This window comes from Pediococcus cellicola (genome assembly GCF_001438655.1).
Taxonomy (GTDB): domain Bacteria; phylum Bacillota; class Bacilli; order Lactobacillales; family Lactobacillaceae; genus Pediococcus; species Pediococcus cellicola.
The window spans coordinates 126,955-150,998 of the sequence record NZ_JQBR01000003.1; the positions used below are offsets into that span (position 1 = coordinate 126,955).

The window sequence follows — 24,044 nt, forward strand, 5'->3', positions numbered from 1 at the left end:
TTCTAAACTTTCAACCCACTTCTAAGGCACTATGCTTCTACGTGGGCACGTTTTTCTAAATACTGTGCCCAAATATTAATACCTAGCGATACCATCATTAACACTAATGATAACAACATAATGTTATGTAAGCCATGATGTAAAATTACCCGCATTTGCGGAATTAATTTTGCTGGTAATGAGTTGATGTTAGTGGCATCACTCAATTTGTTCATCATTTTCATGGTGATTGCTCCGTTTGCTTGTGCCACACCTTTGCGTAACGCCTGATTCATAACCAAACCAAAAATTGAAGCTGTAAAGGTTTGACTCAACATGCGAATTAAGAAACTAAACGAGGTTGCTACCGGAATATCCTTTTCTTCCGCATCTTGTTGGACCTTCACTTGAAGTTCATTGAAGCAGGCCCCATTGCCAAAGCCTTCAAATGCGCCCGCTAAAAGCAGAATCCAGTAAGGCGTTTTAACTCCACCAACCACAAGTAATACGAAGGAAACAACTAACATGATAATGCCTAAAGCGACCACTTTTTGTGGCGTGAAAAACCGGCGTAGTGGTGCAACTGATCCAGAGCCCATAAAGTTAGTAAAAGAACTCGGAATTTGAGTCGCCCCACCAATTAATGCTGATGTGCCTAGCAAGCCCTGGGCCCACATCGGACTGTATATCAGAAAGCCAACGAATGCACCCCAAATTAAGGTAAACAGCGTAAAATCAATGACTAACGCACGATTTTTAAATAACCGGCTTGGAATAATGGGATCCGCAACCCGGCTCTCGTAATGACCCATGGCTGCCAAACAGACCGCGGCCAAAATTAAAGCACCAAAAACAAAAACGTTGCTAGCACTACCAATCATTTCGATTCCTGCTAGCAAACTTGTGAGCCCAACTGTCATCAAAATCGATCCCCAGTAATCCACAGGTTTATTACGCTGAGGTTCTTTTTCAAGTTGATAGTATATCTGAACTAGAAGTGCTGATAACAAGCCGATCGGTACATTTAAGTAAAAGACCCAGTGCCAAGTAAACGCGTCCACAATGAAACCACCAACTAGTGGTCCAATAATGGTTGCAGTACTGTAACTAGCAGAAACAAAGCCTAAAACTTTCATGCGTTTACGCGGATTTGTATACATTCGTGCATAAATAATGTAAGGAAGTGAAACCACTCCTCCATTGCCAATTCCAGCAATTGTTCTGGTAATAATCAGAAAAACAATATTAGGTGATAATCCCTGTAGTAGTGATCCCACAACGAAGAATAAGGCGGCTAATTGATAGGCACCTTTATTACCAATATGTTCACCCAATTTGCTCCACAGTGGGGTACTCACAGCCGTTCCGAGTAGAAAAACGGCCACAATCCAGCCCATCATTTCAATCCCGTGTAAATCCGAAATAATGGCTGGCAAAGCCGTATTAATAATGGTACCGTCTAACCCACTCATTGCATTAGATAACAATAACGCGCAGGTGACGATCAAAATTTGACGTTTTGACACTGAGCTTCCCTACCTTCTAAAAAATAACTAACTTTTATGTTACAACTTATAAAGAACTTCGTGTTAGTTTTATTTTCTTTTTCTTAACAGCTTAACCCTACTCATCCTGACAGAAATTTAACCCAATACCCTATTTTGATCAGAAGACACGCTTTTTACTTGAATAATGGCTATAATAGCTATAAGGAGGTCCTCCAAAATGTCTATATACGATTACACTGTTACACTTGAAAATGGCGAAAGTTATTCACTTTCTAAATATCGTGGTCATCCCATGATTATCGTGAACACTGCCACTAAATGTGGATTTGCCCCACAATTTAAACAACTAGAACAACTTTATCAAACCTATGCAGATCAAGGCCTTATGATTTTAGGATTTCCATCTAATCAATTCAAACAAGAGGTTTCAACCAGTCAGGAGGCCGCTGCAGCTTGCCGTACAACCTATGGCGTTAGCTTCCCGATGCACACTATTGCTGATGTCAATGGCAAGGATGCCCTTCCGTTATTTACCTATCTTACTAAAGAGGCACCTGGCACATTAGGCGTTTCAATCAAGTGGAATTTTACCAAATTTCTTGTTGATCGTGATGGAAATGTCGTTAAACGTTACGCACCAAAAACTAATCCATTGAAAATGACAAATGAGATTGAATCTGTTTTACAAAAACAAGTAAAGTAATAACATCAAATAAATAACCAAAGCTTATCTTCTGAATGGTCAACTTCTTAGAAGTAAGCTTTGGTTATTTTAATTAGTCCTGCAATAACTGTAATAGCTTCAAGGCCGTATTTCTGTTCCTAATCGTAACCTCTTTATAAAAAGAAGCCTTCATGAGTTTGGAATAAATGGACTTACTAAAATCTTTTTTAAACGTTGAACTCCAAAAGATCACCTGATTTTTGAGTTCAATCTGATCATAAATTGTAATTTGTTCTTTTAATTGTTGCACAGCTTCAAGATCAAAATTAGGTAACATGAATAGCGCATTGTGACGCAAACTAGGATCAGCACCCCACCATTCAGGAACATGCGAAAAGTCTTGTTGATAGTCAACGGCCGAAATCACAAGCATTGTAATCGGAAAAGTATAGTTTTCCTTCAAAACCTTTTTAATCTTTTGTGTCACGATCATCTGAGCTTGTTCACTCTCAAAAATTAAGTTCCCACTATTGATGTAAGAAATCACGTTTGTAAATCCAATCTCTGTCAAACTTGCTTTCAGTTCTTTCATGACTACTTTATGATGTCCACCGACATTAATACCGCGTAACAAGAGTAAATACTTCATCCGAAATGCCTTTCTTTCGATAAGATATTCCAATTGTAGCGTATTTCGGAAATAAACACCTAAAAACCTGACCTTAAATGGTTATCAGATTCCATTTACACAACTTTATGACCTTTTTTATAAATTTCTTTATCAGGCTGTTGAACTGCTTCAATTTTTTCTAATGGATTTTCCTTTAAAACCAAAAAGTCCGCAACTTTTCCAGCAGCTAAACTACCATACTCGTTATCAATCCGTAGCAATTGTGCTGCATAACTTGTTGCACCTAGCAATGCTTGATAAGGAGTCGCACCAATCTCGTGAACCAGTATAGCCATTTCTTCCCAAGTTCCGGTTTTAAAACTATTAAATGGTGTTCCAGCATCAGTACCCACAACAACTTTGACTCCTTTTTGCAAGGCCATCGCCACATTCTTATAAAAATCAGTCTGCACTTTTTTATTTTTGTTAATCATATAATCTGGAATCTTGTCTTTTCCGTACTTAGTAATTGAAGCAGCGGCATTTAAAGTAGGGACTAAATAGACATTATGTTCACGCATGAACGTGGCTTGTTGTTCATCTACGTAAATTCCGTGTTCAATTGAATCAACACCGGCATCTAAAGCGTTTTGAATACCTTGATTACCTTGGGCATGAGCAGCCACCGTCATATGTTTAGAATGTGCTTCTTCAACGGCGACTTGCATTTCGGCTTCACTTAATTCTGTATCGTCAACTTGATCATTTGCTGACATTACGCCACCGGTGGACATTACCTTGACATTTTTGACACCTTGTTTAAATGCTTCACGAACAGATTTACGCACCTCATCTTGTGAACTAACTAAGTATGAGAAATTAGTCTTTCCATCTTCATTTTCACGAAAATCACCGTGTCCACCGATAATCGAAATTGGTCGTCCACTGGGTACAATTTCAGTACCGGATAATTGTCCTGCTTCTGCCAATTTATATAACTTTAAATCTACATTGAAAGCACAACCACAATCGCGAATATAGGTCACACCAGAGTGAAGTAACTCTTTCAAACTACGTAAAGCACCAAAAGCGATTTCTGTTTCTGATAAAAATTCCAATTTATTTGTATCAGGATTCATCATTAAATGTGTATGTGCATTAATTAAACCGGGCATAACGTACTGTCCCTGTAAATCCACATGGGCATTATCATCTAATGGCGTTTCCGTTCCAGTTTCCGTAATTTTTCCAGTTGCATCATCTACAGTAAACCAAGCATCTGAAACAATTTTATTATCAATTCCATTAAATAATTTAGCATTGAAATAGGTTGTTTTCATTTTCATTTCTCCTTGAACTAATATACTTTAGCGCCGTGTTGATAGACACTTTTATCGGTTTGTTGGACAGCCTTTACATCAGCTACCGGATCGGAATCTAATACTAAGAAATCAGCAAATTTTCCAATTTCCAATGTGCCATAATCTTGATCAATATGTAGCAATTTAGCACTATTTTGTGATGCCGCAAATAATGCTTGAACATTAGTAGCTCCTACCTCCGTTAACAACTGCAATTCGAACGGTGTATCTTTAAAGCCATTGAATGGTGTTCCTGCATCCGTACCAAAGGAGATTTTGACTCCTGCTTTAATTGCAGCGCCGATTCTTTCAAAATAGTCTTTAATAAAAGCATTGGCTTTATCTAACATATATTGCGGTAATTTTCCTTGTCCATATTTGGGAATGGTATAAGCTGCAATTAGTGTTGGTGTTAAGTATGTCCCTTGCTGCAACATCAATTCAATATCTTCATCCGTAACATATGAACCATGTTCAATTGAATCTACACCAGCTTTAACAGCATTGTGAATTCCTTTCGCACCTTCAGCATGTGCCGCCACCGTCATATGCTTGGAATGCGCTTCTTCAACCGCCGTTCTAATTTCTTCATAACTTAATTCTGTATCGTCAACCTGATCCGTTGCAGACATTACGCCACCAGTTGCCATAACTTTAATGTTGCGGGCACCATATTTAAATGCTTTTCGAACTGCTCTACGCATTTCGTCAGTTGAATCCGTTAGATAACCCCAAGTGGTATCTCCATCCCAACCTTCTGTAAAATCACCGTGTCCACCGGTAATTGACATTGGACGACCAGAAGGTAAAATTTGTGGTCCAACCACATGTTGACCCTCTTGCTGCAACTTAGCCAGTTTGATATCAACATCAAAGGCACATCCGCAATCACGAATATAAGTAACCCCTGAACGTAGTAGTTCTTTTAAATTTTCAATCGCACTAAATGTAACTTCTGCTTCAGAAAGATATTCCAACTTGTTTGACTGGGGCTGCATCATCAGATGAGTATGGGCATTTATGAGTCCCGGCATTACATATTTTCCTTTTAAATCCACAACATCGTCAGCCTTGTCACCAGCAACAAGACGGCCAGTTTCATTATCAACAGTGAAATTGGCGTTTACTTGTAATTTTTCATGCACACCATCAAACAAATTAAAATTCTTATAGTTCGTTTTTGTCATCTTTACACTCCTTAAGCATATTTGTATTTGATTGTAATTCTCATTTTCAGTCTAGTCAAACTTGCTTTTAATTATAAAATTATGAGATGTTAAAAATAATTCGTTTTTTGCGTTGACTTATGGGTGTTCTTATATTAATGTTCTATTAGAATATTTTTAATTTTTTACATAGAATTTTGGAGGCTTTTATATGTCATACTTAATTGCATTTGTTTGTGTCATGCTTTTCATGTTAATTGGTGAATGGGTTTCCAGCCTTACCAAAGCATTTATCCCATCTGTTTTCGTGACTGCGGTCTTATTCGTCATTGGTTTTTGGACAATTCTTCCCAAAAATGTTGTTTCTCAAGCTTCTTTTGACACTCCGTTTGTGGGTGTTTGTATTTCCATTTTACTCGTTCACTTAGGAACCCTGATGAACCTGAAAGAATTAATTGCTCAATGGAAAGCAGTATGTATTGCTTTATTGGGTGTTTTAGGAACTTTGATTTTAACCTTAATTGTGGGATCAGTTATTTTCGATTGGCACACGGTCGTTGCCGCTATTCCGCCATTAACTGGTGGTCTAGTTGCTGCTCTTTTAATGACGAATGGTTTAAAAGCTGCTGGTATTACCACGCTAGTTGCTTTGCCAGTCTCAATGTATGTTATCCATTCTGTCATTGGCTACCCCTTAACTGCTGTCATGTTAAAAAAAGAAGGGCACCGTTTAGTCACTGGTCTTCGTGATGGCACTTTAAAAGCTAAAGAAGACGCCCCAAAAATGACTAAAAAAGCCGTCGCAGCACAACCTAAGCAACGCATTTTCAATCTTCCTGATGAATATCAAACACCAGCTTTCATTCTTGTTAGAATCGCCCTTGTTGCCCTCTTTAGCAATTGGGTGGCGGGCCTCCTTAACAATGCCATCAACGCAAATGTGGTTTGTTTGATTTTTGGAGTCGTTGCGCATCAGCTTGGCTTCTTGGAAGACAATGCTTTGAACCAAGCCGGTGTCTTCAACTGGTTAATGTATGGTTTATTAGCCTATGTCTTTGCACAATTGAGTTTAACAACACCACAAATTATGGGTGGTATTGTAGTTCAAATTATTGTATTAATTGCACTTGGCATTTTAGGAATGTTCATTGCTTCATCCGTATTGGCAAAACCATTTGGCATGACTCGTGAAATGGCCTTTGCCTGTTCACTCACTGCTTTATTTGGTTTTCCAGCTGATTATATTCTAACAACCGAAATTTGCCATAGCGTAGCTGAAAATGAGCAGGAAGAAGAATTTTTGACAGAAAATATGTTACCAAAAATGTTAGTTGGCGGCTTTGCTACTGTGTCAATTGCGTCAGTCATCATTGCATCAATTTTCTTGAAATTAATTTAAACTAAAAAAAATAGTTATGAATTCACAATAGAATTCATAACTATTTTTTATTTGATAACATGCAAACCATAATGTTTTAAGTTTAAAAATACGTGTTTATCAAAGAAACCAATGAACGTACCTTGAAAAAATAAGCAAATTAATGTACCGATGTTAACCGCCCACAGATGTTTTGTCATAACAAACGTAATAAGCATAATGATAACAGGTGGAATGTAGTGAATCATCTGAGCAAGAGTTGCATTTCCATTCATATATTTAAATCGAATGATCTGCATAAAATCATCGTTGGGATGCAGTATGATGTTAGCTCTTTGATAAATGGATGTTGCCAATGCCACACACAAGATACCAAAGACATCAGTTATAATCCGCACACTCAAAGGCAATTGATTTATGCCTGTTTTACTTATTACCTGTGTAAATAATTGAATCAAGTAACTAAACGGAAAGGTGAATAACAAATTCCCAATTATTCTTTTCCAATTAAATTGCTGAATAAGCAACGCATTCATTAAGACGACAACAACTCCACAAAGGAATAGCGTAGCTCTCAAACTAAGTGGCCACATATGATACAGATTCACTGCAGATGCGGTCCAAACGGCACTTCCTAAGTTCATCACAATAGTAATTGAATGGCCCGTTGCATTTATGAGTAATGACAAGCCAAGAAAGGACCATCTTTTACCCCAATCATTATTTTCTAGTGTGGTATTCCTTTCCAAAGCACGCACTTTATCACTTAACTTTCATTATTAGAGTTTAGTTTGTTACAGCTACTTTTTCAGGCTTTAAGAACTCTGGATTTGGCTTCAAATCGAAGCGGTGGCAAAGATCATGAAGGTCTTTATCAGTAATACTCTGTAAAATTTCGCCACCTTGTGATTGAATCGTTGTATAAATCAAGGCCGATTTTTCAACAGTTTCGACCAGACCATAAGTTTCATCTAACGAATCACCTGCAGCAAAAACGCCATGATGCGGCCAAACAACAACTCTAAAGTTCTGCATCTTTTCAGCTGTTGCTCGTCCAATAGCTGTTGTACCTGGACACATATAAGGAATAACACCAATACCTTCTGGAAAGACAACGATTGATTCAGGATGCATCTTCCATAATGTTCGACTAAAATGTTTAGAATTTAGCGGATTAGTAAAGCTCATTGCTACAAGATTCGTAGGATGGCAATGCATAATGACACGTTGATCTGGATCTTTCTTCAATCGTTCGATATGACTCATCAAATGTGATGGAAATTCACTAGTAGGCTGCCCTCCGTCATTAAAACCCCACATCAAGTCAACACTGTTTCCTTCATCGGTAATCCGAATAAGACCTAAATCACGTTCTGGAAATTCAATAATATTCTTAAAATAACGTCCAGTACCCGTAACTAAGTAATATTTTCCAGCCAATTCACTAGCATCAAAATCAATTGGAATATTGCGTAATACTTTATCCGTGCCAGCAAATTGTGAGACTTCTTCTTTGGTTAAACGCAAGCTGACGTTTCCACCATTGCGTTCATCCCAGCCATGACGATATAAATTATTCGTTGTTTGTGCCATTTCGTGTACATATTTAGATTCAATAAAGTCTTTCATGTCTTCCGCCTCTTAAAATTATTTTTTGTTTGTTAAATCAGTAAAAATTATTTTTCATCACGAGGAAACTGAACTTTTTGTTCATAATCATGAATATTGTTAAGCCAATCAGTACCAACTGGCGTATCATTCTTCAAGCAGAATTCATCCCAAACAGCACCGAATGGATATGATTTCAACTCTTCAGTAACAGCTAATCGTTTTGTGAAATCGAAGTTCAATTCAGCCTTCTTCAAGTCATCAATTGGTGCCAACATAGCTTGTAATAACGCTTTCTGGGTAGCACGTGCACCAATAACCCAAGCAGCAACACGATTAATAGTGGCATCGAAGAAATCAAGTCCGATATTCGTACGACTTAATTCGTTATCACGAACTAAGGAACGCGTAATTCTAGTTAAAGCGTCATCAAAGATTACGACATGATCACTGTCCCAACGTACTGGACGAGAAACATGTAACATTAAGCCTTTCCCAAATGGTAAGAATGCCGAGAACTTATCTGAGACATCCTCTGTTGGATGCCAGTGTCCAGCATCAATGGTCCATAACTTTCCTCGACTAATTGCATAATTGTTGTAGAACAAATGTGAGCCAACAGTGTATGATTCAATTCCAGTCCCAAATAACTTACCTTCAACAGATTCAATTGTGTTATTTTCGTCATATTTCTTTTCAAAAATAGTATCTAATGATTGAATCAAGCGTTCACGCGGTGACTGTTTATCAATCGGATTATCTTTGAAGCCATCTGGAATCCAGAAATTATTAACGGAGCGTTGGCCAAGCTCTTTGCCAAAGTAATTAGAAATCTCTCGAGACTTTTTACCAACTTCAATCCAATAATCTCGGACAGATTTGTCTGGACTAGCTAAGGTGAAATTATTTTTAACCATTGGATGTGAGAAGAATGTTGGGTTCATATCAAGCCCTATTCCCTCTTCTTTAGCCCAATCAACCCAGTATTTAAAATCTTCAGGGCCAACTTCATTAAAGTCTTTCTTTTTATCTGTAACTGCATAAAGTGTGTGTAATTGAACTTTATGTTTACCTGGAATTAAAGACAATGCTTCATGCAAGTCACCAGTTAATTGATCGGGTGTACGTGCGATACCAGGATAATTACCAGAAACACCAATTCCACCAGTTAATTCTTGATTTGGATTTAAGAATCCATGGATATCATCGCCTTGCCAGCAATGAACTGAAAGTTTAACTTTCTTTAATTGTTCCATTGCTTTATCTGTATCAACACCCAGCTCAGCGTAACGTTCCTTCGCTAATTGATATGCCTTTTCAACTTCTTCTGTTTTAGCCATCATTGTTTCCTCCTAATTTTTAGTCTAAATGAAAAACTTCCTTAAGATCTGTTGTGACAGGACTATTGTCTGGATTAGTATCCATTAATGGTTCCATATATTTCCACCATTTTTTGCAAATATCAGTGTCAGCAATTCTGTTATACGTCTCCACACTTGGCACTTCCAAGTAGGCAAACGTTTGACCCGTTTTCTTATTTAAAAAAATTGAATAATTCGATGCGCCATATTCGTGCAAAGCTAATTTCATTTGTGGCCATAATTCCGAATGTCTCTTTTGATATTCTTTGTAGGCATCCTTATGCAAATACATAACTTGTCCCAGTCTAACCACTTATACCATCTCCTTCACAGGATTTTGAATAAATTTTTGATACTGTTTCAAAATGTTGCCAAATTTATTTGTTTCTGGTTGATACTTCTTCAAATCAAATGATTTAGCAATCAGTCGACGCCCCGCATGAACATTTTCAACTTCATCAGAAGCAATCATTTGCACCATAATGTTTCCAATCGCAGTGGCCTCTCCTGGACCCGCAACAACCTTAACATTGGCTAAAGTACTGGTTAACTGATTCATTAACCCAACATTGCTACCGCCACCGACAATGTTCAATGTATCAATGTGATAACCAAGAATTTCGTCTAGCTTTGATAACTCATTTGCATAGAATAATGAAAGATTTGAATAAATTGCTTGAAAGAGCTCACCAGGTGTCTCTGGTACTTTCTGATTAGTTTCCTTGCAATAGCTTTGCAGTTCATTAATCATATTTTCTGGATTTACGAACCGCTCATCGTTAATATCGATAAACTGTTCAAAGGGTTTTACTTTTTCTGCCATATCAGCTAAGTCATCAAAGCTATATTCATCACCTAATTCATGTCGCACACATTGTGCAATCCAAAGTCCCATAATATTCTTCAAAAATCGATATGTGCCATATGCTCCCCACTCATTAGTGTAATTTTCATGAAAAGCCTGAAGCCCATTTTCTGGAACGTTCAACTCCGATCCTAGCAAAGACCACGTACCAGAGCTCAAAAACGCCCAACGATCACCTACTCCAGGAGTTCCTACAACTGCAGATGCCGTATCATGTGTGGCAACCGTAATGACTTCAACATTTGGAATATCATACTTTTGATGCCAGTGATAACTCACATTACCAAGCACGGTTCCAGATTCAACCAAATGTGGAAATTGCTCTTCAGAAACGTTGACTTCTGCAAGTAAATCTTTATCAAATAGTCCAACTCGTAAATTCAACATTTGCGTGGTTGATGCGTTTGTGACCTCTGTAACAGCATTGCCTGTCAGTACATAACCAATGTAATCAGGAATCATCATGATCTTGTCAGCTTTGGCAAGTAACCCACGGTTTTCTGTATATAACTGATACAACGTGTTAAAATCTTGAAACTGGATACCCGTTTTTTCATAGATATATTCTTTTGGCAGTTGGCTCGTTAATTTTTGAATCGCATTATGCGTCCGTTTATCTCGATAGCTGATTGGGTCTTCTAATTTTTTGCCATCCATACCAACCAGCACATAATCAACAGCCCAAGTATCAATTCCTAGCTTCACATCATTGATACCCATTTGCTTAACTTTCTCTAAGCCTTTAAAAATTTCATGAATTAAATGATCAATATTCCAGCGATCATGTCCATCTTCTTTAGAAAAACCATTTTTAAATCGATAAACTTCCTTTAACGAAAGACGGCCATTTTCTTGCTCACCAAGCATTAAACGTCCACTTGACGCCCCAATATCAACAGCAATATATGCTTTCATTTACTTTGCACCTCCTGTTAAATGAACTCCTGTAGAACCAGATTTTCTGTTTGGTGACTTTGTATTCTTAACCACTTTTTCCCTTGTAACTTGTTTGCTATAACGCTCCCTAGTAATTTCATCCAGTGTTTTCCCACGAGTTTGCGGTGTCCAAATAGTGCCAATTACTAAGGAAATGATTAATAACACAATCATGAAAGTTCCGGCTGCTTTGAATCCCATATTTGTCAAAATTGTTGGGAAAATTATGGACCAAATGCCTGCTGACAAGCGAACCACAAAAAACATAACGCCTTGTGAACCGGCACGATATTTAGTTGGAAAAAGTTCTGTAGCCCAAAGTGCGTACCAAGCTTGCGCGCCAATTCCTGCTGAGATTCCCCAAACTGTGACGAAAACCCATAAGCTTACCCAATTCATACCTGCGTAGCTTAGGACAATCCAAGAAGCAACCGCCATCGCAGACCCAACAAAAAAGAATATCCGATGATTTGCGCGATCCCCATATTGAGCAAAACCGAAATAAGTAGCTAATGCTGTAAAGATCCACAAAACTGCTTGTAACAGATTAGCTTCCATATTGCTTAAGCCGCCAGCCGTTTCGTATACATATGGCATAAAGAATCCCATTGCTCCGGCAACCAAATTCCAGAACATGTAAACACCAATCAAAAATAGTAAGGTTTTAATATTAACAGCATTTGAAAAAAGATCTCTGTAAGGATGTGGTTTTTCATTGGTCGCTTTTTCACGAGCCTTTTGATCAACCCAAGCCTGTGACTCATGTAATTTGCTTTGTAATCTCCAGCCAATAAACGCAATTATCGTTAATAAGCCGAAAATAATTCGATTTCCAATTAATCCAATCGGTGCTAGTAAAGTACCTGCGATAAAGATTAATGCTGGTCCTAATGACCAAGCAAATTGAGAAATTCCAATATTCTTTGCTCGATTAGTTGACTGAGAGGTTTCAGAAATATAAGTCCATGAAGCTGGAACACCGGCTCCCACAGCAACGCCTGTTACCAAAAATCCTAACAGCAGCATTGGAAAATTAAATGAGAGTGCCACAATTATCGTTCCAAGCATGTAGACTAACATATCATAGGTATAAATAACCTTTCGGCCATATTTATCCGATAAATGTCCTCCAATTAATGCACCTACAGCTGCACCAAATGCATTTGCACTTAGAGCTCCTAGTAGACCTACTTGAAAACTTGAAAGGCCTAGAGCCTTAGTCCATAAGGTCAATCCACTAGCTCCTGCTACAATTGAGCCAGAATCTAAAAAATTCGTAATTGAAACGGCAATTGTTGATTTAATAGATCCTGTTTTACTTTCACTCATGACATGTGCCCTCCTTATTTAGTAAACGGTTTCAATTGATTACAAGGACATTGTAACCGCTTACTTAATGATCCAACAATGTCAAATACATGCTTTTGGAGTATCATATTTACAGGAGGATTTTTTATGAACACACGAGTACTCAATATTCTTAAAAATATTACGTCACTAGAATTACAACAGAAAAAATCTCACAAGTTTTGTGAAGATCTACCTTCAAAGGCGATTAACGCTAATTTATCAAAACAGGCAAATACAAGGGTGCTAAATAATTTTTTCTTTCGCAATCGTGATATCTATATAAGCAAACACAATCGCTTTGCCGATTATCCTAATCACACGCACACCTTTTTAGAAATGAATTACATGCTGCATGGTAGTGCCACGGAAATTGTTGACGGCAAAGAGTTAATTTTAAACGCGGGAGATCTACTATTACTCGATATTGGGTCAAAACATGCTATCAAAGCGTTAGGCGAAGATGACATTCTCATAAACATACTTTTTCGTGAACAAACTATTAGTATCAATTTTTTAAGTGATTTGATGCGTAATAATAGTGTCTTATACGATTTCTTACTCAGTCACACTGTAAGTAATACGTCATCTCAAAAAGATTTTCTGCTTTTTCCCAAGAAACACGGAAGTGAGATCAAAGAAACGATTGAACACATTATTGACGAATATTTCTTAAAGCGAGATTTCTCAAATTCCATTATTAAATCTTATCTTTCAATTTTGCTCACTCAATTAGTCCGGGAATACCCGCTTTCAAACAATAAGCATTCAAGTAAACAGCAGAAACTAATTATTGAAATATTAAAAACAGTCTCTGAAAAATACAAAACTATTACGCTCCAACAACTAGCCGATCACTATAGTTACAGCGAAAATTATTTGAGTAATTTATTTAAACGAGAAGCTGGAAAAACATTTAGCGAAATTTTAACTCAAGAACGCTTAATTCAAGCTCATAATCTGATTTCTTCAACAACTATGCCTGTCACAATTGTCATGGAACAAGTGGGCATCTCGAATAAGACCTTCTTTTATAAGAAGTACAAACAGTTTTATCACTCAACTCCTGGAAAAGACCGAGAAACCTTAGATATCTAAAAAATCTACGTAACCTATCGAATTTTTATTTGATAGATTACGTAGATTATTTAATTGCATTTCTAAAATGAATACTCAAAATTCAAACCGCCAAATAACAGCTATCCAACTTGTCGGTGCCGATTTTTCAATACAAAATGTCTTAATAACTGATTGAACTCCTTCGGTAATTCTGCCATGATAACATGTCCACAATTATTCAGTTTGGCACCATAAACATTTTTATTCACTTGCGCTATTGCATCAACAAATTTCGCATCGTAGTACGGGCTCTGAATAGCAGCAATTAAAAGTACAGGAATCTCACTAACGTTCAACGTTGATACCCAATCCTTAGTAAAATGCTTTTCTAAAAGTTCTATATTTCGGGAACGTTCAAAGGGATGTCGGTTTTTTTGTACTAACAGGCGGTCAAGAACATCCCGGTTGAGACCATGTAAGGTTTCTTTAATTCTAGGTTCACGACTTGCCACCTGTTTGTAATTAGTTGCTGTGGCATTCATAAAACCAAATGGCCACGTCGCAGTATTCAACATTTTTGGAGTCTGATCCACACCGATAATACCTGCCACCTGCCTGAATTTGGCAATGTAACCGTAGCAGATACTAGCACCCATAGAATGCCCCACCAAAATCGGTTTTTCAAGTTGCAGATACTGGATCAACTCTCTTAAATCCAAAATCAATCTTGTGAACGAATCATTTTTCTTTACACGCTGTGAGGCACCTTGATTCCGATGATCGTACGTCACAACACGATATCCCATTTCCAGTAAATACCGAACTTGCAGTGTCCAAATTTCCTTGTAGCCACCAAAGCCGGTCACAAAAACTACAGGATATCCTGTGCCCTGATCTGTATAATCTAAACTGATACCATCCGAAGTTTTGAATTTCATAAAAGTTCCTTTCACTCCAAAAAGTGTCGTAACCCAAAGTTACGACACTTTTTGAATTATAGTTCTTGAATCGCTTGCCAAGGATCAGTTGCCAACTTTGGGCCACTGCTCGTCTTAATTAAGACCGTCTGACTTCTCGCATTCGCAAATTCTTCTAACGAAAAGCCGTTTTGACCAGTAACTACCTGCAAATCAATGTGCACACCAAACTGATTCAGTTTTGCGAGCAAAGTTTGGGCTTGAGTCACGCTTAGTTTTGCAAAATGCTTCACAATAATATCCAAATCACTGTTCACATTCACCATGTGCACACCACTTGCCAGTTCGTACTCACAACTACCCCCAATGCCCCACTCAAATGGCTCTAATATGGGAACAACTGCTGGCAATGCCTGGAAAACAGGTAATTGTTGTCGTATTTTTTCCACAAAAGTCCACTTTTGACTCTGAACCAGTTGAAAAGGTGAAATTTTTTGAGCCACATTTTTCTCGGCTATCACTGCAGCAGCCCGTTGTGCCTTCAAAAGGCCACGAATACCAACCGGAATTTGACCGTTAATCTGCGAGCCGCGGCGCACAACTACAAAAGGAGCTCGTAACAAAGAATCTTTAGCCCACTGTGGCAATTCAGCGAAGTTTACCAAATGTTGAACTTCATTTAACTTAATTAAATCGTGTGGAAAGTAAGTCATTATGACACATGCCACTGATCAGCAACAGCTTGACGCATCTTTAAGGTTGCTACACGACCACTTTCTTTAGCAATTTTGGTTTCATAACGGAAGTGTAAATTATTCTCACCCTGGCGCGCACTTTCAACGGCTTCATCAATGATTTTCTTAATTTCTGTCACAGCCTGATCGTTGGCATCCCATGAAGAAACATCCTTAACTAATTTGTACAAAGCACCCAATTTTTCGTAATTATCAATATCATAGGCCATCGCTGGTACATGCTTAGTTGCTTCTTCAAGCTCTGCAATCGTGCGTTGTGTAATGCGGGCTGCACTGGCTTTAGACATGGCTTGAATCGTAATGGAATCATCGTCTAAAGCAATCATCCGATTTGATTGCAATCCATGAGCCAAGAAGCCACCAGAAACGGCATCTCCAGGGATAAAGGAAATAACTGGATGACCTGCCTGACGCGCTTTTGCATATGCTGCTGCGCTCGAAGCTAAAGCCACATGAATCCCAATTAACTCTTCTTTATAACCATAAGCCTGACTAGGAACATCCACAACAAGAATAATTGGTCGTTTTGTATCCTTGTCAGCATCCTCTTTAATCACCTTGTTTACTACATTTGCAATGGCAAAACCTTCTTGTAATCCGGCTTCACCATTTTGTACCCGCGGAAAACGATTCTTTGGATCTGGCACAATAGCAATGTAAGTTTTTCCACCTACAGTAGCCTGCAACACAGTCGGGACATTAGTTTCTGCATTTTGAATACCAGTTAACTTTTCAAACCAGAGACGCCCACGGCTCTTTGGCTTCTCATCATTTGTCGATACGGCATCAATGATCGGATGAGCCACTGTTTCAACGTCTTGATATCGTTGCCGATACTCAGTGGTATTTAAAGGTTGGCTCATATCTAACTTGTCCAACAAGGAAAGGTAAAAATCAGCTTTTTCTGTGCGTTTGGCATCCTTTTTCTCAGCAATGGCCGCTGTTACGGCGTCGCGCATCACTTCAACAGAATCATCCACAATTTCGTCTACAATTCCTGTAGCTGCACGTTGTTTGGTGCCCAATGTATCCCAAATCAAATCCTTATCACTGGAATCAAATTCACGAACACCAGCTTCTTGTTCAATTACTTCAGGACCATTTAAACCGATACGCGCTTTTTTAGTTGCAATCAAGTAAGACAAAATTGCTGAGGTAATTGACATACCGCCAAATGAACCGACACGTCCTGGAATTAAACCAATAACCGGTACATATTTCTTGATCGCAATAACGGCATTTTGAATCTCAGAAATTGAGAGTAAGCCATAATTAGCTTCTTGTAAACGAACACCACCAGTATCCAAAATAATAATGGGATAAATTTCGGTGCCGTTTTGATTATCTTTCAAAACTTGTTCGAGAGCTGCCACAATTTTGGCACCACTCACTTCACCAATGCCTCCACCTTGAAAAGCAGATTCAATTGAAATAACTAGGGCGTTTTTGTGCTCCAATTGACCCTTCATTAAAATGACACCATCATCACTTTCAGGCACAATCCCTTGTGGCTCCAAATGTGGCGAAATCATATCATCAAAAGGCCCTACCAATTCGCGAGCCGTTCCCTTATCCAGTAAGGCGAGTGCCCGATCACGTCCGCTTAATTCCACAAAACTATTTTTCATCGTTTAACGCCTCCATTGCCTGAGTTAATCGCAAGTTAACCACCCCTGGCGTTGCACCAAAGTCGTTAATTTCAATATCTGCTAGTAACGGATACCGATCAAAAAAGCGCGTTAAAACATTTTGCCAAACTTCTTTGAAGCCATCGCTACCAGTCACAATATGCAGCGTTGTTTCTTTCGCCGATGTTGGCTTGAAGATAACTTCTAAATCACCAGATGCAACGACACCTACATGAACCGGATGCTGAACTGGCTTTGTATTTTTAAATGAAAATGTTAGTTTTTCCATTTTAATTCTCCTTGATATTTAAATTGTGTAAAAAGTAAGTTGCTGCAAATAGATCCGCACAGCCGCCCGGCGAAATCTGGTACTTGACCGCCATTTGATTTAATTGCTGAAAAGCGGGACTCTCTTCAACCACAGGAGCTACCAGTGCTTGTCGCGCTTCATTTTGAAAATCACGTAAAACTGCCAAGCTACTGCGATGAATCACATTGGTATCATCTACACTGGCATACAGCAGGCACAACACACGCAACCACTGTTGTGGTGTGACCTCTGCTTGACCTAGCACTAATTTCAAACCCGCTGCCACGTGAGGAAAGCCACTCGCAGCTTCTTCGCGGGCGCCAATAACTTTATATTTTCGTTTAGCTTGTATACCATAGGTTGTTTGAGGATGCGTCTGTACATATCGATCAGGAAAACTCGCCAATTTGCCAGCCATTTGCAAAATAGTTGGCAAGTCCGCTGTTTCTTGACTGCTGATGACCGCTATCAACACGCCTAAGGCCCAAATGGCACCTTTATGTGTATTGACACCTTGAGTAGCTTGAAGCATTGCCTCTTCACCTTCACGGCCAAGTGACCCAATTTTTTCTCGTAAGTTGAGTGAAATGGACATGTTTTGTGCAGTCTCAGCAATCTGCCGAAAAGTTTCATATAAACTATCTGCGGAACGCATAAATAACGCGATATCCATATCTGTATGCGAGCCATTAGATACTTTTGTAACCAATCCTGGTTTGGGTGCAAAGTTAGCTTCCCATTTTAACGCCTGTACCGCCTGCGTAGCTAGGTTTTCAGCAATCCTTACTTTCATTTCAGCTTTCACTCCAACTTATCATTATGACCAGCTACGGAATTTTGCCGGTGGATTGTATAATCCATTTGACCACTCTACTAAATCATCCATCGTCTGTGCTGCTAATAATGAACGTTTTGCCTGACCACGAGAAACACCTAAGTCTTCTGGTAATGCTACAATACCACGTGCACGTAAGTCAGCTAATGTCTTTGCATCACTGCGTAATCCGACTGGTGTGACGCCCGCAATTGCTTCAATAGCGGCCTGACGTTCTGCCATGCTATCCGTCTTATAAAGATAGGCAATTCCTTCTTCAGTCACAATATGGGTGGTGTCTTCACTATAAATCATGATTGGCACGTTCTTTAATTTAGCTTCCTTACGAACTTCCTCAGCATCAAGATGATCAACAAAAACAGGTTTCTTGTTAGCTCCAAAGGTTTCAACCATTTGAACAACTAGCTTCTGTCCCTTGCCAAGAGGATCATTATCAGGACGCAAACTCTGCCAAGCAGGTGTGGAATGACGTCGTCCAGTAGGATTGCTACCCATGTTAGGTGCCCCACCAAATCCGGATAAACGACCATTGGTAACGGTTGAAGAATTTCCGTATTGGTCAATTTGTAAGGTTGAACCCACAAACATATCCAAAGCATACTGACCAGCCATTTGACCATAAGCTCGGTTGGATCGCATGCTGCCATCTTTACCTACAAAGAAGATATCTGGGCGAGCTGCAATGTATTTCTCCATGCCGACTTCGCCACCAAAACTGTGAATGGACTTGATCCAACCACTTTCGATTGCTGGAATTAAAGTTGGCGTTGGATTAACTTCCCAATTAGGAACAATTTTGCCCTTTAAACCTAGTTGTTCGCCATAGGTAGGCAATAACAACTCAATCGCAGCTGTATTGAACCCAACCCCGTGGTTAACAGACTGTACATTGTGTTTTTCATAAATTCCGCGAATGGCCATCATGCCCATCAGAATTTGTAATTCCGTAATATTTTGTGGATCACGTGTAAACAATGGTTCCAACTGATAAGGCTCATCAGCAGGAATAACCACATCTACCCAGTCACTAGGAATATCAACACGTGGTACTTTATCTACCACTTCGTTAGCTTGTACAATCACAATACCATCTTTAAATGCCGCTGATTCAACGATTACCGGTGTTTCTTCAGTGTTATTACCAGTGTATAAGTTCCCTTCATGGTCAACTTTATCAGCAGCTACGAGGACAACATTAGGAATCAGGTCGATAAATAAACGTGCGTATAACTCAAGGTACGTATGAATATCCCCAACTTGCATTGTTCCATCGGCAATCATTTGCGACACACGCGTACTTTGTGGTCCCGCAAATGAGAAGTCCATTTTATTTGCAATACCTAATTCAAACAAATCTAAATGTTCCGGACGTGAAATACTCGACATAATCATATGCAAACCGTGTATTTTTTCCGGGTCAACACTCGCCAAAATTTTTGATAAAAAGCTTGCCTGCTTTTGATTATCGCCTTCCAAAACGACCTTATCATTTGAATCAATCAAGGTTTCTAACAAAGCTTTTGCATCTTTGGTTTTGGCAAACTTTCCATCTAAAAGGCTTGCGGCATTTTCAAGTTTTTGTCGTTTTGCATCGCGATGAGTTGTCCAACTTTTAATCTCACTCATGATTTAACTCCTTTAATTATCTATATTATTTTTTCACTAATTACTAAGCCCATTTATTCAACAAAAATTTAGCATCGTCCATAGCCATATCTGCTAAGGTAATCGTCTTAATATCAGGTGCTTTGGCTTTTAACAAGTTAGTCATCACATGTCCCGGCGAAAATTCAACGGAAACTGTAGTTAAATACTCTTGTGCAATTGCCATCATGACATCCCAATACACCGGATATGAGAGATTATTTCCTAAATCATAGGCTATTTTTTTCACGTCCCTTGTGGCATGTCCGTTGTAATCTGCTAAATAAATGCAATTAGGGGCCTTCAAAGTTACTTTACTTAATGCTTCAGTTAGTTTCTTCGCAACACCTCTCATCAAAGGTGAATGAGAAGGGACCGGTACACGCAATAGTTTGGCCTTTTGTGCTCCCTGAGCCTTTGCCTTTTCTAACACCGTTTGAATACCAACAATATTTCCTGAAACTGTGACTTGTAACTGTGAATTTTGATTGGATACATAAACTGGATGGGCTTCATCAAAATGATCAGTGACAATCTGTGTAACTTCTTTGCGTAGCAATCCTACAATGACACCCATGCCATAACCATCAGGATATGCATTTTGCATTAAATTGGCTCGCTGTGCAACTACTTTAATCGCATCATCCGCACGAATCACTCCGGCTGCATATGCTGCAGCAAACACACCTAAAGAATGTCCAGCTACTAAATCGGGCTGTTTATTTTCCGCTCTTAATTGATTTACCTGATCCATTTGTAGAATTAGAATACTTAACTGAATCTGCACAGAGTCCAGATAGCCTTGGTCCGTATCTTCCAAATTCACACCTGTCAACTCAGTCACTTTATTTTTCAAATTTGGATCAACAGTTGCTAACATTCCTCGTCGTTGCGAACCCTGTCCTGGAAACATCCATAGGGTTTTCATCCTTTTACACGCCAGCTTTCTTATGAATTGATCTCACACTGCTTACTTTAATGTTGATTCTGAAATATGTATAATACAAAGTTGGAAAGATACTTAACCAAATGGTTAACAATAAAGCGAGGCTAATTTATGAATTTAACACATCTACGTTACTTTTCTGTTGTCGCTAGTCAACAAAGCATTACTAAAGCATCCGAGTTACTATTTGTCTCCCAATCTGCTGTCAGCAAAACAATTAAACAACTAGAGTCAGAACTAAACGTCAAACTCTTTGACCGAATTGGCCGAACCATTAAGTTAAACCGGGCAGGCAAACTTTTTTATAGCTATGTCAAAGATAGTTTGAATTTACTTGACCGTGGTATCTCTGCTGTTTCAGGCGGTGTTCAAGCTACAGAACAACCTATTTCCATTTTGTTTGAAGTTGGGTCCACCTTAATTCCTCAAATTGTTAATCGCATCCAACAAAATTTACCTAAGGTGCAATTGAATATTGCCCAACACGTTCAAATGGATACCGATCTTGAACAGTATGATTTCATTGTCACCACGCGAAAAATTCCGAAATATTTCGTAGCACCCATCATTAGTGAAGAAATTTTTGTGGGCTGGAAATCCAGTTATCCTAACGACACTGTTCAAGCAGCTACTTTAACTAACACCCAGTTTATCGGCCTAGGAAGTCAAAATCAGTTACGTAAAACAATTGATACGTATTTTCAAAAACAAGGCTTATCTATTAAATTTAAATATGAAACGGATGACCCTGCAACTGTTCGTGGTCTTATTGATGCTGGTGTTGGCGTCGGTTTTATTCCGGCTGTCACCTGGCAAACAGTCGGCAAGTCCTTGCATCTTGCCCGCCTCACACCGCACACGATGCGTCGCACGATTTACCTCTGTTCTCCTGCACATCAATTGAACACAATTCAGCGCGAAATTAGTAATGAACTCGTTGAAATATTTGTAGCTGCACAAAAGCAAGAATTAAAAATATAGTTGCGCAAATGAAAATAACCTGCTATATTTACGTTGATTTTACTTCGCCATTTTGATTGATCTCACAAATTCAATAAAGGTGGCAAACTTCAATGACAACAAGAACAACTCCGCCAGCCGCGGACGTTGGTGACTACATGAAAGTATTCGCCTGTACGGCAGTGATGATGCAGACGGTGCTTTCACTCGTTTTAAAAACAGGCCCTAGTTTAGCAACCCAATCTGGAATTGGCATCGTCTATAATCTGGTGAAGTATACTGCACCAGCCTTCATTTTTGGGATTCTTTTTTCCACAATTCGAACGCACGAAAATGCTCATTTATCCGATTATGGCAGTTATATGGCCAAACAATTTTCGGCTTTATTTGTCCCTACTTTTTGGTGGACACTCGCGTATCTCTTGATTATGCCCAATGTACAACAGGTTAACCATTATCATAATTTGGGTAGCTTTCTGTGGCACTTCATTAACGGAAATGCAGCCCCTCATCTTTGGTACAACACAATGATGCTTCAGTTCATCATTTTAATGCCGTTTTTCTGGTGGCTTTCTCGCTGGGCAGTAAAATCAACCCATCGTCTTTACGGAACCTTATTAGTTACGACTATCGGTTATTTTATCTGGTTGTTCTTTTATGATCATTTTGTGTTTTATGGTCCCCAAATGCAGCACTGGTATCTGTTAGATCGCCTTTTCGTTAGCTTTATTATTTACGGTATTTTCGGTTCATTGGCTTGGAAGAAACATCATCAATTGGAGAATCTCCTTCGCCGTTTTTGGGGGATCATAGCTATTATTCTGGTTGGCACATTTATCTGGACTAATTTGGAATTAAAATCCTTTGGTCATCCCGTAAACTTGGCAAACGCCATTTATTACAAGCCGTCAATGACGCTTTATGCTCTGGCTATTATTGGTTTGGTAGCTGCGTTAGCATTTCTAAATATTCGCCAACACTCACGGGTCCTACAACCCATGCATTTCTTGGCAACTTATGCCTATCGTGCATACTTATCAAATGTTTTTTGGCTACAAGTCATCTGGCATATATTCGGGAATAGTCTTAGCAATAATCATCCAGTTTGGGCTATTATCTGTTGTTACATCTTAACTTGGATTTTGGCGTTCACTTCCGCTTATGTTTTTCATGTAAGTTGGTTTGCCGTTAAACATAAATTTAACTTCTAAAATTATTCATTTAGTCAAACAGGATTAAAAACACAAAAGACGACCGAAGCGAAAATTCGTAACGGTCGTCTTTTGTTTCGATTAAAATAAATTAGTTTTGTTTCCCAAATATAGTGTGTGGTGCATTTTATAATTGAGGTTTACAAAAAATCTAAAGAATGGTGTTAAAGCATCTTTATAAATGTTTCATATCGTTTTTCTTTAGGGAAATTCCAGTTTTTACTCGTCTCTATTGCCAATTCATCAGTAGAGTCAAATTCACCACCAATAAATTCATATCGTTCCTTGATCCATTGGAACTGTATATTTTGCAATTTATTCAGTTCTCCTGACACGTTTTGTCCATTCCATCCTAACGTGACCAAATTAGTGGCATCTTCAAAAAGAAATTCATACGCTAAGATTTCATCCTTTTTTATTGTAATCAATGGTGCAGAATCTATTTGATCTTGAAAAATAATTTTTTGCCATCTTTCTCTGGACATACTAGCCACTGGATTAATCATATGAACCTGTTTGTAACGCGCATAACACTTGCTTACTAGTTGCTTTAACAAATAACTATTTTGTTTAACCTGATGGGCCGTTTGAAATTGAATCTTTTCATTCTGTACATGAACATCTTTTGTAGCAATTTGGGGTTCTACTGTAGTTCGAACTAATTTAAAATTCTGCATTTGTAACCAACGATTGAAATGTCCTTGTGGTGCAAAATCACGAGTAATAAGTCGATCTTTATTTGATTTTAAGGCCTTTTGTCGTATATGATGTAAAATTTTTAAATTTAGTGTTTCATTCTGAGCATTTTTTTCATATACAGTAAAATATAACGCGAATGGATGAATCTCATTTTCCCATGTTATACAAATAGCGACTAGCTCACCATGTACATAATATTTTTGAGTCTTTTCAGGTAACTCTTTAGTTTTTCGAGCGATTTCTGTATCACCATCTACATTCTCCAATAGTTGTTCTATTTCATCATTCAAAGTGAGC

At 38.5% G+C, this 24,044-nt stretch carries 23 protein-coding genes; 5 read left to right on the forward strand and 18 right to left on the reverse strand.

What is annotated here, in order from left to right:
* Positions 1-29: 29 nt before the first annotated feature.
* Positions 30-1,505, reverse strand: coding sequence for an MFS transporter (locus tag IV80_RS03785; RefSeq protein WP_083490508.1), 1,476 nt, complete (start codon positions 1,503-1,505; stop codon positions 30-32).
* Positions 1,506-1,704: 199 nt separating this feature from the next.
* Here IV80_RS03785 and IV80_RS03790 point away from each other — a divergent pair, with 199 nt between their 5' ends.
* The gene (locus IV80_RS03790) at positions 1,705-2,190 is read left to right on the forward strand and encodes a glutathione peroxidase (RefSeq protein ID WP_057749729.1); all 486 of its coding nucleotides are present in this window, start codon (positions 1,705-1,707) and stop codon (positions 2,188-2,190) included.
* Between the two features lie 73 nt (positions 2,191-2,263).
* On the opposite strand, the gene IV80_RS03795 is transcribed toward IV80_RS03790, so the two are convergent.
* The 3 genes from IV80_RS03795 to IV80_RS03805 form a co-directional block, all read right to left on the reverse strand.
* Positions 2,264-2,800 carry a DUF1697 domain-containing protein gene (locus IV80_RS03795; protein WP_057749732.1) on the reverse strand — a complete coding sequence of 179 codons (537 nt, stop codon included), beginning with the start codon at positions 2,798-2,800 and terminating at the stop codon, positions 2,264-2,266.
* A 95-nt stretch (positions 2,801-2,895) separates the two neighbouring features.
* Positions 2,896-4,101, reverse strand: a complete 1,206-nt coding sequence (locus IV80_RS03800; protein ID WP_057749735.1) for a metal-dependent hydrolase family protein — start codon at positions 4,099-4,101, stop codon at positions 2,896-2,898.
* 17 nt (positions 4,102-4,118) lie between these two features.
* Positions 4,119-5,309 (reverse strand): metal-dependent hydrolase family protein, encoded by a 1,191-nt coding sequence (locus IV80_RS03805; protein WP_057749738.1) that lies wholly within the window; start codon positions 5,307-5,309, stop codon positions 4,119-4,121.
* A gap of 190 nt (positions 5,310-5,499) precedes the next feature.
* On the opposite strand from IV80_RS03805, the gene IV80_RS03810 reads away from it, so the two are divergent.
* Positions 5,500-6,687, forward strand: a complete 1,188-nt coding sequence (locus tag IV80_RS03810; protein ID WP_057749741.1) for a hypothetical protein — start codon at positions 5,500-5,502, stop codon at positions 6,685-6,687.
* A gap of 47 nt (positions 6,688-6,734) precedes the next feature.
* Here IV80_RS03810 and IV80_RS03815 read toward each other — a convergent pair whose 3' ends face one another.
* From IV80_RS03815 to IV80_RS03840, 6 genes are read right to left on the reverse strand one after another with little or no spacing between them, the layout of a single operon-like run.
* On the reverse strand, positions 6,735-7,415 hold the full coding sequence (locus IV80_RS03815) for a YczE/YyaS/YitT family protein (protein ID WP_083490509.1): 681 nt from the start codon (positions 7,413-7,415) through the stop codon (positions 6,735-6,737).
* A 37-nt stretch (positions 7,416-7,452) separates the two neighbouring features.
* Positions 7,453-8,295, reverse strand: coding sequence for a rhamnulose-1-phosphate aldolase (gene rhaD, locus IV80_RS03820; protein ID WP_057749743.1), 843 nt, complete (start codon positions 8,293-8,295; stop codon positions 7,453-7,455).
* A 47-nt stretch (positions 8,296-8,342) separates the two neighbouring features.
* Complete coding sequence (locus IV80_RS03825) at positions 8,343-9,614, reverse strand: L-rhamnose isomerase (RefSeq protein ID WP_057749746.1); 1,272 nt, start codon at positions 9,612-9,614, stop codon at positions 8,343-8,345.
* A 19-nt stretch (positions 9,615-9,633) separates the two neighbouring features.
* A complete protein-coding gene (gene rhaM, locus IV80_RS03830; RefSeq protein WP_057749749.1) occupies positions 9,634-9,948 on the reverse strand; it encodes an L-rhamnose mutarotase in 315 nt (104 codons plus the stop codon).
* A complete protein-coding gene (rhaB, locus tag IV80_RS03835) occupies positions 9,949-11,415 on the reverse strand; it encodes a rhamnulokinase (RefSeq protein WP_057749752.1) in 1,467 nt (488 codons plus the stop codon). It lies immediately after the preceding gene.
* Entirely contained in the window at positions 11,416-12,765 is a 1,350-nt protein-coding gene (locus IV80_RS03840; protein ID WP_057749754.1) for an MFS transporter, read from the reverse strand.
* A gap of 126 nt (positions 12,766-12,891) precedes the next feature.
* Here IV80_RS03840 and IV80_RS03845 point away from each other — a divergent pair, with 126 nt between their 5' ends.
* Entirely contained in the window at positions 12,892-13,881 is a 990-nt protein-coding gene (locus tag IV80_RS03845; RefSeq protein ID WP_057749757.1) for an AraC family transcriptional regulator, read from the forward strand.
* 101 nt (positions 13,882-13,982) lie between these two features.
* Here IV80_RS03845 and IV80_RS03850 read toward each other — a convergent pair whose 3' ends face one another.
* From IV80_RS03850 to IV80_RS03880, 7 genes are read right to left on the reverse strand one after another with little or no spacing between them, the layout of a single operon-like run.
* The gene (locus tag IV80_RS03850; protein WP_057749760.1) at positions 13,983-14,780 is read right to left on the reverse strand and encodes an alpha/beta fold hydrolase; all 798 of its coding nucleotides are present in this window, start codon (positions 14,778-14,780) and stop codon (positions 13,983-13,985) included.
* A gap of 56 nt (positions 14,781-14,836) precedes the next feature.
* Positions 14,837-15,472: a malonate decarboxylase holo-ACP synthase gene (locus IV80_RS03855; protein WP_057749763.1), complete on the reverse strand. Its 636-nt coding sequence runs from the start codon at positions 15,470-15,472 to the stop codon at positions 14,837-14,839.
* Positions 15,472-17,142 carry a biotin-independent malonate decarboxylase subunit beta gene (mdcD, locus tag IV80_RS03860; RefSeq protein ID WP_057749766.1) on the reverse strand — a complete coding sequence of 557 codons (1,671 nt, stop codon included), beginning with the start codon at positions 17,140-17,142 and terminating at the stop codon, positions 15,472-15,474. Before mdcD ends, IV80_RS03855 begins: the two co-directional genes overlap by 1 nt.
* Entirely contained in the window at positions 17,132-17,431 is a 300-nt protein-coding gene (locus IV80_RS03865; RefSeq protein ID WP_057749769.1) for a malonate decarboxylase subunit delta, read from the reverse strand. Before IV80_RS03865 ends, mdcD begins: the two co-directional genes overlap by 11 nt.
* A gap of 1 nt (position 17,432) precedes the next feature.
* On the reverse strand, positions 17,433-18,245 hold the full coding sequence (locus tag IV80_RS03870; RefSeq protein ID WP_057749772.1) for a triphosphoribosyl-dephospho-CoA synthase: 813 nt from the start codon (positions 18,243-18,245) through the stop codon (positions 17,433-17,435).
* 24 nt (positions 18,246-18,269) lie between these two features.
* A complete protein-coding gene (gene mdcA / locus IV80_RS03875) occupies positions 18,270-19,913 on the reverse strand; it encodes a malonate decarboxylase subunit alpha (protein WP_057749775.1) in 1,644 nt (547 codons plus the stop codon).
* Between the two features lie 43 nt (positions 19,914-19,956).
* Positions 19,957-20,859, reverse strand: a complete 903-nt coding sequence (locus tag IV80_RS03880; protein ID WP_057749778.1) for an ACP S-malonyltransferase — start codon at positions 20,857-20,859, stop codon at positions 19,957-19,959.
* A 129-nt stretch (positions 20,860-20,988) separates the two neighbouring features.
* On the opposite strand from IV80_RS03880, the gene IV80_RS03885 reads away from it, so the two are divergent.
* Both IV80_RS03885 and IV80_RS03890 read left to right on the forward strand, forming a co-directional pair.
* Positions 20,989-21,858, forward strand: coding sequence for a LysR family transcriptional regulator (locus IV80_RS03885; RefSeq protein ID WP_057749781.1), 870 nt, complete (start codon positions 20,989-20,991; stop codon positions 21,856-21,858).
* Between the two features lie 92 nt (positions 21,859-21,950).
* Positions 21,951-23,048 carry an acyltransferase family protein gene (locus IV80_RS03890; RefSeq protein WP_057749784.1) on the forward strand — a complete coding sequence of 366 codons (1,098 nt, stop codon included), beginning with the start codon at positions 21,951-21,953 and terminating at the stop codon, positions 23,046-23,048.
* Between the two features lie 164 nt (positions 23,049-23,212).
* On the opposite strand, the gene IV80_RS03895 is transcribed toward IV80_RS03890, so the two are convergent.
* Positions 23,213-24,037 carry a hypothetical protein gene (locus tag IV80_RS03895; RefSeq protein ID WP_057749787.1) on the reverse strand — a complete coding sequence of 275 codons (825 nt, stop codon included), beginning with the start codon at positions 24,035-24,037 and terminating at the stop codon, positions 23,213-23,215.
* Positions 24,038-24,044 lie beyond the last annotated feature (7 nt).

Excerpts from the sequence above, each read along its gene's own strand:
- IV80_RS03790 (WP_057749729.1), top strand. The coding sequence starts at position 1,705 with ATGTCTATATACGATTACACTGTTACACTTGAAAATGGCGAAAGTTAT.
- IV80_RS03795 (WP_057749732.1), bottom strand. The coding sequence starts at position 2,800 with ATGAAGTATTTACTCTTGTTACGCGGTATTAATGTCGGTGGACATCAT.
- IV80_RS03800 (WP_057749735.1), bottom strand. The coding sequence starts at position 4,101 with ATGAAAACAACCTATTTCAATGCTAAATTATTTAATGGAATTGATAAT.
- IV80_RS03805 (WP_057749738.1), bottom strand. The coding sequence starts at position 5,309 with ATGACAAAAACGAACTATAAGAATTTTAATTTGTTTGATGGTGTGCAT.
- IV80_RS03810 (WP_057749741.1), top strand. The coding sequence starts at position 5,500 with ATGTCATACTTAATTGCATTTGTTTGTGTCATGCTTTTCATGTTAATT.
- rhaD (WP_057749743.1), bottom strand. The coding sequence starts at position 8,295 with ATGAAAGACTTTATTGAATCTAAATATGTACACGAAATGGCACAAACA.
- IV80_RS03825 (WP_057749746.1), bottom strand. The coding sequence starts at position 9,614 with ATGGCTAAAACAGAAGAAGTTGAAAAGGCATATCAATTAGCGAAGGAA.
- rhaB (WP_057749752.1), bottom strand. The coding sequence starts at position 11,415 with ATGAAAGCATATATTGCTGTTGATATTGGGGCGTCAAGTGGACGTTTA.
- IV80_RS03840 (WP_057749754.1), bottom strand. The coding sequence starts at position 12,765 with ATGAGTGAAAGTAAAACAGGATCTATTAAATCAACAATTGCCGTTTCA.
- IV80_RS03845 (WP_057749757.1), top strand. The coding sequence starts at position 12,892 with ATGAACACACGAGTACTCAATATTCTTAAAAATATTACGTCACTAGAA.
- IV80_RS03850 (WP_057749760.1), bottom strand. The coding sequence starts at position 14,780 with ATGAAATTCAAAACTTCGGATGGTATCAGTTTAGATTATACAGATCAG.
- IV80_RS03855 (WP_057749763.1), bottom strand. The coding sequence starts at position 15,472 with ATGACTTACTTTCCACACGATTTAATTAAGTTAAATGAAGTTCAACAT.
- mdcD (WP_057749766.1), bottom strand. The coding sequence starts at position 17,142 with ATGAAAAATAGTTTTGTGGAATTAAGCGGACGTGATCGGGCACTCGCC.
- IV80_RS03865 (WP_057749769.1), bottom strand. The coding sequence starts at position 17,431 with ATGGAAAAACTAACATTTTCATTTAAAAATACAAAGCCAGTTCAGCAT.
- IV80_RS03870 (WP_057749772.1), bottom strand. The coding sequence starts at position 18,245 with ATGAAAGTAAGGATTGCTGAAAACCTAGCTACGCAGGCGGTACAGGCG.
- mdcA (WP_057749775.1), bottom strand. The coding sequence starts at position 19,913 with ATGAGTGAGATTAAAAGTTGGACAACTCATCGCGATGCAAAACGACAA.
- IV80_RS03880 (WP_057749778.1), bottom strand. The coding sequence starts at position 20,859 with ATGAAAACCCTATGGATGTTTCCAGGACAGGGTTCGCAACGACGAGGA.
- IV80_RS03885 (WP_057749781.1), top strand. The coding sequence starts at position 20,989 with ATGAATTTAACACATCTACGTTACTTTTCTGTTGTCGCTAGTCAACAA.
- IV80_RS03890 (WP_057749784.1), top strand. The coding sequence starts at position 21,951 with ATGACAACAAGAACAACTCCGCCAGCCGCGGACGTTGGTGACTACATG.